The 16398-nt window shown below is 74.4% G+C and carries 14 protein-coding genes and 1 tRNA gene; 6 read left to right on the top strand and 9 right to left on the bottom strand.

What is annotated here, in order from left to right:
• A complete protein-coding gene (locus ABZ479_RS04350; protein ID WP_500459810.1) occupies positions 1 to 684 on the bottom strand; it encodes an acetate uptake transporter in 684 nt (227 codons plus the stop codon).
• Positions 685 to 910: 226 nt separating this feature from the next.
• On the opposite strand from ABZ479_RS04350, the gene ABZ479_RS04355 reads away from it, so the two are divergent.
• Positions 911 to 1330 (top strand): cupin domain-containing protein, encoded by a 420-nt coding sequence (locus tag ABZ479_RS04355; protein WP_500459811.1) that lies wholly within the window; start codon positions 911 to 913, stop codon positions 1328 to 1330.
• A gap of 61 nt (positions 1331 to 1391) precedes the next feature.
• On the opposite strand, the gene ABZ479_RS04360 is transcribed toward ABZ479_RS04355, so the two are convergent.
• Complete coding sequence (locus ABZ479_RS04360; RefSeq protein ID WP_500459813.1) at positions 1392 to 1925, bottom strand: DUF6884 domain-containing protein; 534 nt, start codon at positions 1923 to 1925, stop codon at positions 1392 to 1394.
• A gap of 148 nt (positions 1926 to 2073) precedes the next feature.
• Here ABZ479_RS04360 and ABZ479_RS04365 point away from each other — a divergent pair, with 148 nt between their 5' ends.
• Together ABZ479_RS04365 and ABZ479_RS04370 are read left to right on the top strand one after the other, a co-directional pair.
• Positions 2074 to 2715: a TetR family transcriptional regulator gene (locus tag ABZ479_RS04365; protein WP_500459814.1), complete on the top strand. Its 642-nt coding sequence runs from the start codon at positions 2074 to 2076 to the stop codon at positions 2713 to 2715.
• Between the two features lie 186 nt (positions 2716 to 2901).
• Positions 2902 to 3918, top strand: coding sequence for a GlxA family transcriptional regulator (locus tag ABZ479_RS04370; protein ID WP_499600400.1), 1017 nt, complete (start codon positions 2902 to 2904; stop codon positions 3916 to 3918).
• 627 nt (positions 3919 to 4545) lie between these two features.
• Here ABZ479_RS04370 and ABZ479_RS04375 read toward each other — a convergent pair.
• Together ABZ479_RS04375 and ABZ479_RS04380 are read right to left on the bottom strand one after the other, a co-directional pair.
• Positions 4546 to 4620: transfer RNA gene (locus tag ABZ479_RS04375), tRNA-Trp, on the bottom strand.
• A 97-nt stretch (positions 4621 to 4717) separates the two neighbouring features.
• Positions 4718 to 7504 carry a multifunctional oxoglutarate decarboxylase/oxoglutarate dehydrogenase thiamine pyrophosphate-binding subunit/dihydrolipoyllysine-residue succinyltransferase subunit gene (locus ABZ479_RS04380; protein ID WP_500459816.1) on the bottom strand — a complete coding sequence of 929 codons (2787 nt, stop codon included), beginning with the start codon at positions 7502 to 7504 and terminating at the stop codon, positions 4718 to 4720.
• A gap of 471 nt (positions 7505 to 7975) precedes the next feature.
• Between ABZ479_RS04380 and ABZ479_RS04385 the strand changes: the two genes are divergently transcribed.
• Both ABZ479_RS04385 and ABZ479_RS04390 read left to right on the top strand, forming a co-directional pair.
• Positions 7976 to 9151: a TDT family transporter gene (locus ABZ479_RS04385; RefSeq protein ID WP_500459817.1), complete on the top strand. Its 1176-nt coding sequence runs from the start codon at positions 7976 to 7978 to the stop codon at positions 9149 to 9151.
• 484 nt (positions 9152 to 9635) lie between these two features.
• On the top strand, positions 9636 to 10673 hold the full coding sequence (locus ABZ479_RS04390) for an alpha/beta fold hydrolase (RefSeq protein ID WP_500459818.1): 1038 nt from the start codon (positions 9636 to 9638) through the stop codon (positions 10671 to 10673).
• 19 nt (positions 10674 to 10692) lie between these two features.
• On the opposite strand, the gene ABZ479_RS04395 is transcribed toward ABZ479_RS04390, so the two are convergent.
• The 3 genes from ABZ479_RS04395 to ABZ479_RS04405 all read right to left on the bottom strand — a co-directional run bounded on the left by ABZ479_RS04395 (position 10693) and on the right by ABZ479_RS04405 (position 13233).
• Positions 10693 to 11679 carry an SLAC1 family transporter gene (locus tag ABZ479_RS04395; protein WP_500459819.1) on the bottom strand — a complete coding sequence of 329 codons (987 nt, stop codon included), beginning with the start codon at positions 11677 to 11679 and terminating at the stop codon, positions 10693 to 10695.
• 11 nt (positions 11680 to 11690) lie between these two features.
• Positions 11691 to 12560, bottom strand: coding sequence for an MIP/aquaporin family protein (locus tag ABZ479_RS04400; protein ID WP_500459821.1), 870 nt, complete (start codon positions 12558 to 12560; stop codon positions 11691 to 11693).
• A 172-nt stretch (positions 12561 to 12732) separates the two neighbouring features.
• The gene (locus ABZ479_RS04405; RefSeq protein ID WP_500459822.1) at positions 12733 to 13233 is read right to left on the bottom strand and encodes a carboxymuconolactone decarboxylase family protein; all 501 of its coding nucleotides are present in this window, start codon (positions 13231 to 13233) and stop codon (positions 12733 to 12735) included.
• A 47-nt stretch (positions 13234 to 13280) separates the two neighbouring features.
• On the opposite strand from ABZ479_RS04405, the gene pdxR reads away from it, so the two are divergent.
• Positions 13281 to 14732, top strand: a complete 1452-nt coding sequence (gene pdxR, locus ABZ479_RS04410) for a MocR-like pyridoxine biosynthesis transcription factor PdxR (protein WP_500459823.1) — start codon at positions 13281 to 13283, stop codon at positions 14730 to 14732.
• Between the two features lie 12 nt (positions 14733 to 14744).
• Here pdxR and ABZ479_RS04415 read toward each other — a convergent pair whose 3' ends face one another.
• Together ABZ479_RS04415 and ABZ479_RS04420 are read right to left on the bottom strand one after the other, a co-directional pair.
• Positions 14745 to 15317, bottom strand: coding sequence for an LOG family protein (locus ABZ479_RS04415; protein WP_500460203.1), 573 nt, complete (start codon positions 15315 to 15317; stop codon positions 14745 to 14747).
• Between the two features lie 106 nt (positions 15318 to 15423).
• Positions 15424 to 16296 (bottom strand): NAD-dependent epimerase/dehydratase family protein, encoded by an 873-nt coding sequence (locus tag ABZ479_RS04420; protein WP_500459825.1) that lies wholly within the window; start codon positions 16294 to 16296, stop codon positions 15424 to 15426.
• Positions 16297 to 16398 lie beyond the last annotated feature (102 nt).

Here is a 16398-nt window from a genome sequence, read left to right on the forward strand (position 1 = left end):
TCATCGCTCCTGCCGGGCCTCGGCGAGGGAGGTCTCCCGTTCGCCGGTGGAGGACGTGAGGGACACGGGGCGGTTCCGCCGGCGCCCGAGGCGGGCGAGGCGCTTCCCCGGGTCGGGGAAGGTCGGGATCAGATGCCGTCCCCACGTCGTGTTGATCACGCCGGCGAAGGATCCGTACAGGGCGAGCGCCGCGCTGACGAGGCCGGTGGCCCCGCCGGCCCGCCGCGCGGGGTCGGAGTCCGCGAACTCGGCGACGGACAGCACGATGAGCGTCGTCGTGGCACTCACGAAGACGGCGAGGAGCACGCCGGTGGTCCGCAGGGTCGCCACGGTCAGGTAGGCCGCCACGACCGCCCAGGGGAGGGCGAACACCCCCGTGGCGATGTGCGCGTCGTCGGGCGGCAGCGTGGGTTCGATGACGTGGGCGTACACGGCGTAGGACATCCAGAACGCCCCGAAGAGGGAGAACGCCGTGCCGCCGAAGGTTCCCCCCTGCTTGAGCTCGAAGACCCCGGCCACCAGCTGGACGACACCGCCGCACAGGAACGCCGTCGGAAGGACCGCGGCGGCCAGCTCCGGCCGGACCCCGGCGTTGAACAGGCCGAGCATCAACGTCGTCACCCCGAAGGCGGCCAGACCCAGCGGGGCGGGGTCGGCGACGACACGGGTGGGGGGTCCTGGCATGGGGGCTCCTGTGTGGGCGACGTCGGCCGGCGACGTCGGCAGGATGGCACCGGCGGCCACGGAAACGCGCCCGCCCGCTCGCGTGGCGCGCCGCTCCGGTCCCGATGGCCCAAAGGCGGGCGGCGCCGTGTCCCCCGGGGGGCCGGATGGCAGCCCCGGGTGGGCCGCGGGCACCATGGGAAGCGGGGCGGGCCGAGCCAGAGCCTCGCGGACGGAGGTCCCGACCATGGTCACCCACCAGCCGGGCCAGGAGCTGTTCCGGTCGTTCCTGCCGCAGGACGTCGAGTGGCGGACCTTCCCGGCGTTCCCGCCGGCGGCCCGTCTCGCCGTCGTCGTGGGGAACCCCGCCGAGCCCGCGCCCTACGTGGTCCGCGTCAAACTGCCCTCCGGCGAGAGGCTGATGCCGCACCGGCACGAAGAGGACCGGGTGTACACGGTCATCTCGGGCGTCTTCTACATCGGGCTCGGAGAGACCTTCGACGAGGACCGGCTGCTGGCGTACCCACCCGGGGCGGGCATCGTGCTGCCGGGCGGTACCCCCCACTTCCACTGGGCGAAGTCCGGGCAGTACATCACGCAGGTCACGGCGATCGGCCCGATCTCCCTGGAGTACGTCGACCCGAAGGACGATCCGAGGGCGGCCTGAGGAGACCGGTCCGGCCCCGCGACCCCGCGACCCCGCGTCCGTGCGGGCCGCGGCGACCCGGTCAGGGGGTGAGGCGGCGCCGTGCCGCGGCCCGTCGCGCGTCGCGTCCCTTCGCCGTGGCGGGGGACGGCGTACCCGCCAGGCGGGCCATCGCCGCGAGCCGGGCGAACTGCTCACCCATGCCGCGCGTCCCGTCCAACGGGGTCTGGGCGTGCGGCCACACGGCCTTCGCGAGGGCGACGTGACGGGCACCGCCGAGGGCGAGCACCGGGTCGGCGTCGGTGATCCGGAGGCCCTCCGCCTGGGTGCGCAGGAGCGCGGCGGTCACCGCGTCGGCATGCCCGTGCGGGGTGTCGTACGGGTCGATCTCGTCGTCGAGGTCGAGCAGGCCGTAGCGCGCGGAGAGGATCAGGAGCCGGTCGGGGCGCAGCGCCTCGGCGGCCCTCCGGCACGCCCGGTGGTAGCTGCCGGTGTACAGGTCGGCCGCCCTGGCCCGGTGGTCCAGCTTGCGGGAGCCGCAGGGGATGACGACCAGTTCCGGCCGGAAGCCGTCGGTGTCCTGCGTCGGGGTCGTGCGTGGTCCTGCCGGGTCCATGTGCGGTCCGTCCCTTCGTCTCCGTCGTCCCGTCCGTGAGGGGCAACGCGCGTACGGGCGAGGCCCGTCGCGGCATCGGAGGACATCGGGCCCTCGGATGTGGACGTGACCGCCGAAGAGGTAGGCGACCGGTCGTATGGTCGACGTCATGGAACATGCCGGTGGTGCCGGGGAGCGGATTCTGCGCGCAGCCCACGCGTTGTTCGACCAGCGCGGCTACGCGGCGGTGGGCCTGGCGGAGGTCTGCAGGGCCGCCGGAGTGCCCAGGGGCAGCTTCCACTACTTCTTCGCCTCCAAGGAGGCGCTCGCGCTCAGCGTCGTGGACGAGCACTGGAACGCGCAACGGCGCACCTGGCTCCGTCTCCTCGGGCCCGGCGCCGAGCCGTTGCCGCGTCTGCGGGCCCTGTTCGAGGCGGCGGGGGTCCGGCGGCGCGACGCGCGACGGGACTGCGGAGCGGTCCCGGTCCGCGTGTTCGCCGGCTTCGCGGCGGAGGCGGGCGGACAGACCGCGGCCGTCCGGGAACGCCTGCGGGAGATCTGCGAAGCCCAGGTCGGCATGGTCGGGTCGGTCGTCGAGGAGGCGCGGGTGCGGGGCGAGGTGAGCGTCGCGGACCCGCGCGAGGCGGCCCGGTCCCTGCTGGCCCAGGTGGAGGGCCGGGTCCTGTTCGCCACCTTGTACGGCGACGCGGCGCGACTCGGCCCGTTGTGGCCGGACTGCCTCGCGCTGCTGGGCGCCCGCGGCTCGGCGACGGCCGCCGCGACGGACCCCGGGCCGGCGGTGCGGGAGTGAGGACTGGGAGGTTCCGCCTCCCAGCAGGGAGCAAGCAGGTCGTGGCCGGGACGAGGGCGGCGGGCGCACGATGAGAGGTGGAAACCGGGGAACGGCCGGGCCGCCGGGGCGGCCCCGGGTTCCCCCCGCTCAGGCGACGAGCCGCGGCGGGCGAGGTGCGCGCGGCGCATGACCGGGAGGTGTCCCATGGTGCACAAGCGCTCCGGAGCGGGTCCGCTCACGGTGAGGGTGTTCGTCTTCCCCGGGGTGCGCCTGCTCGATGTGACGGGCCCCATCGAGGTCTTCGCGTCGGCGAACGACTGGGGCGGCCCGTACCGGGTGCAGGTCGTCTCCGAGGACGGAGCGGACGTGGTCACCGCCGCCGGGACGCGTCTGAGCGCCGACCTGTCCGTCGACGACGTACGCGACCCCAGCGACGTCCTGGTGGTCCCGGGCGGCCCGGAGTGGGAGACCCTGGTCAAGGACGACGCGCTGCTGGACGTCGTACGTGGACTGAGCGACGGGGCCCACTGCACGGCGTCGGTCTGCACGGGCGCCTTCCTGCTGGCCGCGGCCGGCCTCCTCGACGGCCGGCGGGCGGCGACCCACTGGCGGCAGACCCGTGAACTGGGCCTGCGCTACCCGGCCGTGAGCGTCGACCCGGACGCCATCTTCGTGCGCGACGGGAAGATGATGACCTCCGCCGGCGTCACCGCCGGGATCGACCTGTCCCTGGCCCTCGTCGAGGAGCACTACGGGGCGGAGGTCGCCCGGGCGGTCGCCAAGGACATGGTCGTCTTCATGCAACGGCCCGGCGGACAGTCCCAGTTCAGCGCCCGCTCGCGGCTGCCGCAGCCGCGCCAGGAGATGCTGCGCGAGGTCCTGGACTCGGTCGCGGAGAACCCCGGCGACAACCACTCGCTGTCGGCGATGGCCCGCAGGGCGGGCGTCAGCGTCCGTCACATCACCAGGCTCTTCTACGACGAGGTGGGCACGAGTCCCGGCCGGTACGTGGAGCAGGTACGGCTGGAGGCCGCCCAGGCGGTGCTGGAGACCGCGGACGACCCCATGGCCGTCGTGGCGCGGCGCACCGGCTTCGGTTCACCCGAATCGCTCCGCCGGGCCTTCGTCCGCCATCTGGGCGTGACCCCCGCCGCCTTCCGGGCCGGCTTCCGCACGACCGGCCCGGGCACCGCGGAAGCGGCCGGATCCGGACCTCGGTGACGGGACGTCACATTAACTGTCGGCACGTCTGGTTCGGGCCCGGAACCGGCACCCTTCGCGTGTCCTGGCCCGCCGGCGAAGGTCCGCCCGCCGTCGGAGTCTGAGCCGGACGGGCCCGGGCGCGGCCCCGGTGGCGCTCGTACGTCCTCGGGCGGGCCCAGCGACCGTATCTGCCGTGCAAGGCGCCTTCTCCCCGGCCCGCACGGACGTGTGGTGCGGGGCCACGGCCGGCTCAGGACCTGGGCGGCACACCGGGCGTCCGGCCGGCCCGGGATCACGCAGCGACACACTGCACGAGCCGCCGGAGGAACGCCTCCTCCGGCTGGTGACCCGGGGCCACCACGGGGTCTTCGACAGCGTTCCGGCGCCCTGCCTCCACCATGCCGGGGGCCCGCCGGACGCGACTGCCGGCGGTCGCGGACGTGAGACTGCGGGTCCTTGCGGTCGCCTCGGCGACCGGGCGCGACGCCCTGACGGACTGATCGCACCCGGCGCCGTGACGTACCGGCGCCTGTGCAGCGACCGCCACAGCCTCGACCTCCTGGCCGGTGAGGGCCGCGACCCCGACCGTGACATCCGGCGGCCGGTCCCGGAGCGGAGAGCACAGGAGCGGAGGGGACGGGAGGGCGGAACCGGCCGGAACCGAACCGGCGTCCTCACGGTTCTGGAGACCGCACGCGACTACCTCTGCGCTACGGCTCCGCCCCGGTGCGACAGGATAGGCAGTGCCCTTCCCCGGCCGAAAGCCGGGGAAGGGCACGTGACGACACAGCCCGGCGCGCCGGGCCCCGTCGCGGGGTCAGCGGAACGCCGACTCCACGAGTTCCCGCTGCTCGGCCGCGTGCCGCCGGGCGGAGCCCACCGCGGGAGCCGAGGCGGGCGGCCGGCTGACGCAGCCCACGGCGTGCCCGGCCAGCCGCTCGAGGTGCGGCCTCACGAAGGACCACGCGCCCTGGTTAGCGGCCTCCTCCTGCACCCACCGCACCTCGGCGTCACGGGGGAACCGGGCGAGTTCCGCGCCGAGTTCCGCGTCCGGGAACGGATAGGGACGCTCCAGGCGGACGATCGCCGTGTCCTGCACGCCGGTGTTCCGCCGGTGGGCGTCCAGGTCGTAGAAGACCTTCCCCGAGCACAGCAGCACCCGCCGGACCCCGGCACCGTCGGCCGCCGCGTCCGGCAGGACGGGACGGAAGGAGCCCGTGGTGAAGTCCGTCAGCGCGGAGGTCGCCTCCTTCAGCCGCAGCATCGACTTCGGGGTGAACACGACCAGCGGACGCCGCCGTTCGCCGAGTGCCTGACGCCTGAGCAGGTGGAAGTAGTTGGCGGGCAGCGTGGGGACGGCGACGGTCATGTTCCCCTGCGCGCACAGCTGGAGGAACCGTTCGATCCGGCCCGAGGAGTGGTCCGGCCCCTGCCCTTCCAGGCCGTGCGGCAGCAGCAGCGTGACCCCGGAGCGCTCGCCCCACTTCTGCTCGGACGACGCGACGTACTCGTCGACGACGCTCTGCGCGCCGTTGGCGAAGTCGCCGAACTGGGCCTCCCACAGCACCAGGGCGTCGGGCCGCTCCATCGAGTAGCCGTACTCGAAGGCCAGGGCGGCCATCTCGGAGAGCATCGAGTCGTAGGGGGAGAACCGCGCGGCGCCCGGGCCGAGGCCGTTCAGCGGGGTGTGCTCCGCTCCGGTGCGCCGGTCGGTGAGCACCGCGTGCCGCTGGCCGAACGTGCCGCGCCGGGAGTCCTGTCCTGACAGCCGCACCGGCACCCCCTCCGACAGGAGGGAGCCGATCGCCAGCGTCTCGGCCGTGGCCCAGTCGATCGTGCCGGCGTCCGGCATCGTGGTGCGCCTGCGGAGCTGCGGCAGCACGCGCGGGTGCACCGTGAACTCCGGGGGCTGGGCCGTCTGGGACGCGATGACGCTGCGTGCGGTCGCCTCGGTGATCGCGGTCGGCACGGGAGCCTCGGCGTCCTCCCCGGGGACGCCCCTGGGCCCGGCGGTCGCACCGGAGCCGGGCGCCGGCAGGGCCCGCGTCTCGGCGAACGCCCGCTCCAGCCGCTCCCGGTAGTCCCGCAGGGCCGCCGCCACCTGCGACTCGTCGACGTCCCCGCGCTCCACCAGCGACTGCGCGTACAGCTTGCGCACGGAGGGCCGGGCGTCGATGCGGTCGTACATGGCCGGCTGGGTGATGGACGGGTCGTCGACCTCGCTGTGCCCGTGGCGGCGGTAGCAGATCAGGTCGATCACGACGTCCTTGTGGAACGCCTGGCGGTAGTCGAAGGCCAGGCGCGCGATCCGGACGACCGCCTCGGGGTCGTCCGCGTTGACGTGGAACACCGGGGCCTCGACCGTCCGCGCCACAGCGGTGGCGTAGGTGCCGGAACGGCCGCTGGCGGGCGCGGTGGTGAAGCCGAGCTGGTTGTTGATGACGACGTGCACCGTGCCGCCGGTGCGGTAGCCCGGCAGTTGCGACATGTTCAGCGTCTCGGCGACGACCCCCTGCCCGGCGAACGCGGCGTCGCCGTGGACGACGACCGGCAGGACGGGGAAGGCCCCTTCGCCCGGCTCCCCGTCACCGTCCGCCCGGTCGCCGCCGGCCAGGTCCTGCTTGGCACGCACGACGCCCTCGGCCACCGGCCCGACGATCTCCAGGTGCGAGGGGTTCGCCACGACGGAGACGGGGATCGACCGGCCGTCCAGGGCACGGTAGGTCCCCTCCGCACCGAGGTGGTACTTCACGTCGCCGGAGCCCTGGGCGGACAGGATGTCCGCGGCGTCCTCGAACTCGTGGAAGACGTCCCGGTACGACTTGCCGACGATGTTGGCCAGCACGTTGAGCCGGCCCCGGTGCGCCATCCCGATGACCGCCTCCCCCACCCCGTCGCGGATGCAGCGCAGCAGCAGGGCGTCGAGCAGCACGACCGCCGACTCGCCGCCCTCGAGCGAGTACCGCTTCTGGCCGACGTACTTGGTCTGCAGGAAGGTCTCGAACGCCTCCGCCGCGCCCAGCCGGTAGAGGACCTGCAACTGGCCCGCCCGGTCCAGCCGCGGCGGGGGCGCCTCGACCCGTTCCTGGACCCAGCGGCGTTCCCCGAAGTCCTGGATGTGCATGTACTCGCTGCCCACCGTCCCGCAGTAGGCGGTGCGCAGGACGTCCAGCACCTCGCGCAGGCGCATCGTGGCCCGTCCGGCGAAGCCGTCGACGACGAACTCCGACTCCAGGTCCCCGTCGCCCAGTCCGAAGGCCGCGAGGTCCAGTTCCGGGTGCCCGGCCGCCGGTCCGGCGGCGAGCGGGTCGGTTTCGGCCACCAAGTGCCCGCGCACCCGGTGGGCGTGGATGAGGGCGGCCACGCGGACGGCCTTGACCGCCGCGTCCCGTGCGTCGTCGCCGGGGGCCGCGGTGCCGGTGCGCTCCCGCCGGTCCGCCGTCGCGGCCGGGGAGCCGGGGGAGACGAAGAAGTCCCGCCAGCTCGCGTCGACCGATCCGGGGTCGTTGAGGTAGCGCTCGTACTGCTCGTCCACGAGCCATTCGTTGAGGCCGAACTCCGGACCGCGCAGTGCGGGCTCTTCGGCGCTTGATGTCGACGCCACTGGGTGGATCGCCTTCTTTCCTCGTTCGGGACAGCGATGGCGGGCGTGGTCCCCGGGCCGGCACGGCCCGAGGACCTCGTCTTCCGGCGCCTCGCTCCCGGCGGGGGAGCGTCCCCTCCGCGTGCCGGAGGAGGCAGCGCACCGCTGACCGTGTGGCGTGTTCGAGGCTAGGCCGGTACGGGGCCGGCGCGGAGAGCGCGACGTGCCCGGGAGGCGTCACATCAGGACCTCCCACCGGGGCGCCCCCCAGCCCCTACCCAACGCACCGGCACGGCGCAAGAGGCCGACGTCCCGAAGTGAGGGCGTCGTGGCACACGCTGTGATGCGGTGGGAGCCGGGTGTCACCGTAACGTCGGAGGGCCGCCGACGAGCCGACGGCTTCGGCCGCGGCCCGTGAGCCGTCGGGCCGGGGTGCCGTTCCGCCGAGTGCCGCCGGCGATCCCCGATCCGAGGAAAGAAGCGTTCTCCGCCGTGACACCCGAGCCCAGCGACACCCGGACCCTCCTGCTGCCCCCGAGGGACCCGGGACCCCGGCACGCCACCCCACGTGCCCGGCCGGGCGCGCGGACCGGGACGCGGCGCCCCCATCTGGGCCCGGGCTGGTTCGCCGCCGTCATGGGCACCGGGATCGTCGCCAACGCCGCGGTGACGCTGCCGCGCAGCTCACCGTGGCTGCGTGACGCCGCCACGGTGGTCTGGGCGGGGGCCGCGCTGCTCCTGGTCGTCCTCGTCGCCGGCTACCTGCGGCAGCGGGCGCTGCGGACGCACGCCGCGGACCCGGCGCTGGCGCAGTTCCTCGGCGCACCGCCGATGGCCCTGCTCACCGTGGGGGCCGGGACGCTGCTGCTCGGCGGACCGCTGTTCGGGGAGCGCGCGGCCCTGACCGCCGACTGGGTGCTGTGGTCACTGGGCACCGCACTCGGCCTCGTCACGGCCTGCGCGGTGCCCTACCTGATGGTCACCCGGCACCGCTTCGCCCCGGACGCCGCGTTCGGCGGCTGGCTGATGCCGGTGGTGCCGCCGCTGGTCTCCGCCGCGACGGGCGCGCTGCTCGTCCCGCACGCCCCCGCCGGGCAGGCCCGGCTGGCCCTGCTGCTCGCGTGCTACGCGATGCTCGGGCTCGGCCTGGTGGCGGTGCTGCTGGTGCTGGCGATGGTCTACAGCCGGCTCGTCCACCACGACGCGCCCACCGGGGCCGTGGTGCCCACGGTGTGGATCGGCCTGGGCGCGATCGACCAGGCGGTGACGGCGATGGGCACGCTGGCGACGGCGGCGCCGAGCGCGCTGCCCGGCCCGTCCGCACGGGGCGCGGCCGCCTTCGCACTCCTGGGCGGCATCGGGCTGTGGGGCTTCGCGATGCTGTGGCTGGCGCTCGCCACGGCGCTCACCGTACGGCAGTTGAGGGCGGGACTGCCCTTCGCGCCCACCTGGTGGTCCTTCATCTTCCCGCTGGGCGCCTGCGTCACCGGCACGGGCGTCCTCGCCGCCCGCACCGGCTCCCAGCTCCTCGTGTGGACGGCGGTGGCGCTCTACGTCCTGCTCGCGGCGGCCTGGGCGGCGGTGACGTGGCGTTCGCTGCGCCACGCCGCCGGACACGTCGCCCGGCGGTCGTCCCGGCACCGTCCGGGTCAGGGGCCCGCGGCGTGACGCGGGCAGGCGGCGACGACCGCCTGCCACCGGGGACCGGCGTTCCGGGTGCCGGGGTGCGCGGCGCCACATGTTGCGTCTCCGTCACCGGGGGCACCCCCAGCCGGACCCGCCGGCGGAACGCAGCCCTGCGCGGGGCGCCGTCCCAGGGCCGAGGAGCGCGCGGAGGTCGCCGGCCGACGGGGGCACACGCCTCCCGACCTGGATGTTTCCCTCCAATGGCGTATCCCCGCGGGCTGTGCTCATGATGGTGCGGTAGGGCCGATGTCCAGCTCTGCCTCCGGCGGCGGGCACAGCCCGGAGCGCGGTCACGTCGCTCCCGCACGTGCGGTGTTCAGCGCCGCACGGGGAGGACGAGGGACGCGCGGGGGAACGCGTCTGCGCGCTGCCCGGATTCCGCGGGCCGTTCCGCCGTGAGCGCGCGCCGGTGGGCGGCCGGCGGCCCAACGACGTGCATCACATGATGACTTCAGGTGGGTGAATCATGGATATCCCAGCGAGAAGGGGCCTCGGCCACCGGTTCGTCGCGCTCCTCGCGGTGCTGGCGGCCGTCCTGCTGGTCTCCCCGAACGCGAGCGTGAGCGCCGTCGGGCGGGACGACGGCAGCGGGCAGGACGCGGCCGTGGCGAGGTCACCGTCGCCCTCGGACTTCCCGCAGGCGAAACCCCCGTCCGGTTTCACGTCCCGGTACGCCGAGGTGAACGGCTTCCGCATGCACTACCTGCGGGGCGGCAAGGGCTCACCGGTCGTGCTGATCCACGGCTTCCCCCAGTCGTGGGCCGAGTGGCGGGACCAGATGGGCCCGCTCTCCAAGAACCACACCGTGATCGCCGTCGACCTTCGCGGCGCCGGCAACTCCGAGGTCACCAAGGGTGGTTACTCGAAGGCGCAGATGGCCGACGACGTGCACGAGCTGCTGAAGAAGCTGAAGCTGAACAACGGCGTCCAGGTCGTCGGGCACGACGTCGGCCTGTGGGTCAGCTACGCCTACGCGGCCCAGTGGCCGCGGGAGGTCCGCCGGATGGCCGTGATGGAGGCTCCCATCCCGGACGACAGCCTGTACCGCTTCCCGGCTCTGGAGGCGAACCCGAAGACCCCGTCGATGTGGCACTTCGGCCTGTTCCAGCTGCCGCTCGCCGAGCAGCTCATCTCCGGCCACGAGCGGGTCTTCGTCCAGGGCTTCGTCGGCGAGCTCCTGGTGGACAAGTCCGCGTTCACGCCGTCCGACTACGACTTCTACGCCCACTACCTCAAGGAACCGGGCCGCACGCTCGCCTGGATGAAGATGTACCGCGAGCTGCGCGGTGACGTCGACCAGAACAAGAAGTTCCTGGCCGAGGGCAAGCTGAGGATGCCGGTCCTGGCGATCGGCGGGCAGGGCTCGTTCGGCGGCAGGATCGCCGACCAGTGGCGCGACTACGCGCGCGTCGACGGCCGCGTGATCAAGGGTTCGGGCCACTGGGTGACCGAGGAGAAGCCCCAGGAAGTGACGAACCTGCTGCAGTCCTTCCTGCAGAAGTAGGCCCCGGGCCCCACGGGCCTCAGGCGCCGCCGCCCTGCGGCTGGGTCGCCTGCGGTGGCGGCGCCGGGGGCAGGAGCTGACGCCGGGCGAGGGCCACCACGGTCCGCAGGGCGATCCCGCCGATGAGCACGGTGATCGCGGCGAGGATCACGTAGGTGTACGCGGCGGCCCCGGGCGTGCGCTGGCGCTCCACCCAGTGGACCGCGACGGCGGCGACGGCCGCCCAGCTGAAGGTGAAGGCCCAGGTGCTCGGCATGAAGGGCAGCTTCAGGTAGGCCGGGAGCAGCCGGAGCTGGGCCAGCACCATCAGCAGTCCGTAGCCGCCGAGGAAGGCCGAGACCCCGTCGATGGCGTCGTTGAAGAGCGTGAAGTAGGCGAGGCTGGCCACGGCGGCGGGGGCGACCTCGATCGCCAGCGTCGGCAGCAGCGGGGCGGGCGGCAGCGGGCGGAACAGCAGCCGTCCCATGATCACGGAGCCGAGGATCATCCAGCACACCGTCCCCAGCCCGAACATCACCTGGCCCAGCCGCTGCTGCCCCACCGCCCCCGCGCACGCCGCGGCCAGCAGTCCGCCGGCGACCGTCGGCAGGAAGTAGCCGGGGTGGAACCGGTCGAGGTCGACCCGCCCGTAGATCCACTGACCGGTGAACCATGCGCCGAGCAGCACGGTGAGCACGAGGAAGACGTCCGTCACCACCCGCCCCGCCGTGGGCGCGTGGGCGTACAGGCCGTTCGCGGCGATCACCATCGGGACGATCACGCACAGGGCCGCGAACGGACCGGCCGCCGGGTCGGTCAGGTCCCGGACCAGGGAGCGGTTCCGCAGCGCGTGGTTGAGGTAGGCGACCGTCACCAGCACCCACACGGCCGCTGACAGGATCAGCAGCCCGTCGGCCACGCCCCGTGGCGCACGGCCCGCGCCGGCGGCGACGAGCCAGGCGTCCGCGAGGCCGACGAGACCGAAGGGCATGCCGAACAGGTTCAGGGGAATCGGTCGCTTTGTCATGGTATGGGAAACTATCTCACCCTTTTGCCCTCGGTGGTTTGCCGGACGGCGGCGGCCGCTTGCGCGTCCCTCGCGGAACCCGGACCCGCCGGCGGACCCGCGGGAACGGACGCGGGCACGGATGCGGGCTCCGGCCGGAGGCCGGAGCCGGTGAGGAACAGCCGGACGGACATCCGGTGGATCCCGGCCCCGAGGGCCGCTCCGAGGACGGGGGCGAGCAGGTAGATCGCGAGGTCGGTGGTCTGTCCGGAGAGGACCGCGGGACCGAACTGCCGGGCCGGGTTGACCGAGCCCCCGCTGAGCGGGCCGAGGGTGGCGATCACCAGCCCCACGGACAGGCCGATGACGGGGGCCAGAGCACGGACGAAGCGCGGGCGGAGCACGAAGAACGCGATGACGAGGGTCAGCCCCAGCATGCCTGCGACCTCCGCGAGGAGGACCGGCATCGGCTGCCACGCCGGGGCGGGCCGGATCGCGGCGTACGAGACGGACGGGAACCCGACCGCCCGGCCCCACACCAGGCGTGCGAGGCCCGTCCCCGCGGCCGATCCGGCCAGTTGGGCGAGCACGTACGGCAGCACGTGCCGGCCGGGGAAGGCCTTCATCAGCCACAGGGCGACGGTGACGGCGGGGTTCGTGTGGCCCCCGCTGCGCCGCCCGGGCGGGCTGAGGATCAGGCCGGTCAGGACGGCGCCGCTGATCGCCCCGATGGCGACGAGGGCGACGCGCAGGTCCGCGACGCACAGCGGCGAGCCGGGGTCGCGCAGCCATCGCACGACGGTCACGGCCACGAACAGCAGGACGGTCGTGAGCAGGAACTCGTCGGCGGCACGCGCCAGGGGGCGGGGTGCCCGGCGTGCGGGAGGGGGAGCGGTACCCACGGTGGTCTCCTCGTCGGTGTGCCCGTCGGGGACGGATGCCCGCCGGGCGCCGACGTCCGCCCGGGACCTGACGTCCGCCCGGCCCCGGGCGTCTCGGGCGCCCGGCGTTCCGGACGCGTGGAAGGTCGTGCGCGTGGAAGGTCGTGCGCGCCGCGGCTCGGCGTACGTCGGCTCAGGCGCCCGGCGTGTAGTGGCCGGGCACCATGCGGGTGGACACACCGATGCGGTTGAAGGCGTTGATCGCGACGATCGCGGCGATCAGGTGCGCCAGTTCGGTCTCGTCGAACTGCTCGGCGGCCTTCGCGTACACCCCGTCCGGTACGAACCCGTCCGTGACCACCGTGATCGCCTCGGTGAGCTCGATCGCGGCGATCTCCCGTGCCGTGTAGAAGTGCTTCGCCTCCGTCCACGCCCCGAGCTGGATGACCCGCTCCGCCGACTCGCCGGCGGCCAGTGCGTCCTTGCTGTGCATGTCCAGGCAGAAGGCGCAGTGGTTGACCTGCGACGCGCGGACCCTCACCAGATGCAGCAGGCCGGCGTCGACGCCGCGGCCCGCCGCCGAGTCCAGACGGACCAGCGCCCTGAAGGCCTCGGGGGCGAGCTTCGCCCAGTCCATGCGCGCCGTGTGCTCCGGAAGACGGGTGGTGTTCTCGTGTGCTTCGTTCATCGTCATACCGGCAACGCTAGGCGTGAGGTGGTACGGGAGTATGGTCCAATTCCATGAGCGATCACCAGACCAATTCCGCCGCCGAACCGCCGTCCTCCTCGTTCGGCGCCGACCTCCACCTGGAGCTGCGCGGGACGAAGCTGCGCACGGGCCTCACCGACGCCCTGCGGGAGGCCGTGCGCACGGGGCGCCTGGCGCCCGGCACCCGTCTGCCGCCCTCCCGTACGCTCGCCGCGGACCTCGGTGTCTCCCGCAACACCGTCGTCGAGGCCTACGCGGAACTGGTCGCCGAGGGCTGGCTCACCGCCCAGCAGGGCTCCGGGACCCGGGTGGCACCCCGGGCGGAGCCGCAGGGCCCCCCGGCCGGTGCCCCCGTCACCGCTCCCGTCAGGCCGCGGGCCCCGCGCCCCAGGTACGCCATGCAGCCCGGCGCGCCGGACCTCGCGAGGTTCCCCCGCACACAGTGGCTCGCCGCCGCCCGCCGGGCCCTGACCGCCGCGCCGAACGACGCCCTGGGCTACGGCGACCCCCGCGGGCGGCCGGAACTGCGCGCCGCCCTCGCGGACTACCTGGCGCGGGCCCGCGGCGTCCACGCCGAGCCGGGACGGATCGTCGTCTGTTCCGGCTTCCACCACGGACTGGCACTCATGGCGCGGGTGCTCACGACGCGTGGGGTGCCGGCGGTGGCCGTCGAGGAGTACGGCCTGGACCTCTACCGCGACCTGCTGACCAACGCCGGCCTGCGGACCCCGCCCCTGTACGTCGACCGGCACGGCGCCCGCACCGGCGACCTGCCCGGACTGCGCGGAGCGGGCGCGGTGCTGCTGACCCCCGCCCACCAGTACCCGACGGGAGTCGCCCTCAGCCCCGAGCGGCGCACGGCCGCCGTCGACTGGGCCCGGGAGACGGGCGGCCTGATCCTGGAGGACGACTACGACGGGGAGTTCCGCTACGACCGCCGGCCCGTGGGCGCCCTGCAGGGCCTCGACCCGCTGCGGGTGGTGTACTTCGGTTCGGCGAGCAAGTCGCTCGCGCCGGGGGTGCGGCTGGGCTGGATGGTGGTCCCGGACGGCCTGGTCCCCGAGGTGGTGGAGGCCAAGGGGTTCGGCGACTACATGTCCAGCACGCTCGAGCAGTTGACGCTCGCGGAGTTCATCGTCTCGGGCGGCTACGACCGGCACGTGCGGTCGATGCGGCAGCGCTACCGGCGCCGCCGCGACCAGCTCGTCGCGGCCCTGGCGGAGCGGGCCCCCGGGGTGCGCGCGACCGGCATGGCGGCGGGGCTGCAGGTCGTCCTCGAACTCCCCCGGGGGACGGAGACCTCCGTCGTCCGGGCCGCGGCCGGGCGGGGACTCGCGGTGAGCGGGCTGCGGGAGTTCGCCCACGAAGCGACGGGCCCCGGCCGCCGCCCGCCCCGACGGGACGCCCTGGTGGTCAACTACGCGGCGCCCTCGGACAGCGCGTGGACCGGCGCGCTGGACACCCTCTGCGGAGTGCTGCCGTAGGCCCGCGGGCGCTCAGCCGCCGGTCCGCTCCACGGGGGCGGCCCCGCGGGCCGTCCCGGGGCGAGCCTCCAGGTGGGCGAGCGCGGCGGCGCCGGTGTCGGCGACGAAGAGCAGGTCCGCCAGGGGCAGCGGGAGGAAGCCCTCCGCGTCCATCCGCCGGAGCTGGAGCACCAGGCCGTCGTAGAAGCCCGCCGTGTTCAGCAGCACGACGGGCTTGTCGTACAGCCCGTGCTTGCGCAGCTCCAGGACCTCGGTGACCTCGTCCAGGGTGCCCACGCCACCGGCCAGCACGACGACGGCGTCGGCCGCGGCGAGCATCCGCGCCTTCCGGGAGGCGAGGTCCTCGGCGAAGACCATGTCGTCGGCGTCCCGCCGCGCCCACTCCCGCAGGAAGCCGACCGAGACCCCCGCGAGACGGCCGCCCGACTCCCTTACGGCGTCGGCGACGACCTTCATCAGCCCGGTGTCGGACCCGCCCCACACCAAGGTGTGGCCTCCCGCGCCCAGGAGCCGCGCGAACTCGCGGGCCGGCCGCGTGTGGTGCTCGTCGAGGTCGGCGGCGGAGAGGAAGACGCAGATGTTCATGGGGGCGGGAACCGTTGCCGTCATGGCGCGAACCTACGGCGGGGCGCACCCTCGGACGTGGTCCAATCGCGGGGCGCGAGCACGGACCAATCCGCGGCCCGGGGCCTCAGGCCGGGTGCGCCGCGAACCCCGTACGCCACGAGGCGTGTTCCGGCCGCCACCCGCGGGAACGGGCCAGCCGGTTGGACGCGCCGCGCGCCCAGTCCAGGCGCCCCGTTACGGGTTCGGGGGCCGGCACACGCAGGGCATAGGCGAGCGCCGGCAGCCACTCGCGGGCCTGCGCGGGTTCGTCGTCGACGATGTTGACGGGGCCCGAGGGCCAGCCGAGCGCGGCGACGGCGGCGCGGGCGGCGTCGGCGACGTGGAGGAACGACATCACGGAGTGGTCGGCCACCACGCTCCCCAGGAAACGGGCGGACGTGTCCCCGGCCAGCGCCGCGGCGACCGGCCCTCCCGGCGCGTACCAGGTGCCCGGTCCGTAGAGGATGCCGTACCGCAGCAGCACCGCGGTCCCCATCTCGGCGGCCTTCTCCTCCAGGGCCCGGACGCCCGCCACCATCGGCCCGCGCGGCGCCGCCGCGCCGGTGTCGAAGGGGGTGCCCTCGTCCGCCGGCCCCTCGCCGGGCACGTAGGCCCAGGCGATCGACTGGGCGACGATCCTGGTCACGCCCGCGGCCACGGCCGCGTCCACCAGGTTGCCCGTCCCCTCGTGCCGCAGCCGGTCGGTCGCCTCCCCGTCCGCGGCCGCCAGGTCGGTCAGCTGGTGCACGACCGCGTCCGGCGCGGCCTCGGCGACGACGTGCCGCAGCGCCTCCCGGTCGAGCACGTCCGCCCGTACGGCCGCCGCCCCCTGCCGGCGGATGCGCTCGGCACCCGCCTCGCTCCGTGAGACGCCCGTGACGTGATGCCCCTCGGCCAGCAGCAGCGGAACGAGCTGACGGCCGACCGCGCCAGTGGCGCCGGCAACGAAGACACGCATGGTCAACGCTCCTGTGATCGAGCGGAGTCGTCCCTTCGGAGTGGACGGCCCCTTGTCGTACCGGCCACGCTACGGCGCCAGTGGTACGGGTGACCGATCCAT

The sequence above is a fragment of the Streptomyces sp. NPDC005722 genome (genome assembly GCF_040630935.1).
GTDB lineage: Bacteria > Actinomycetota > Actinomycetes > Streptomycetales > Streptomycetaceae > Actinacidiphila.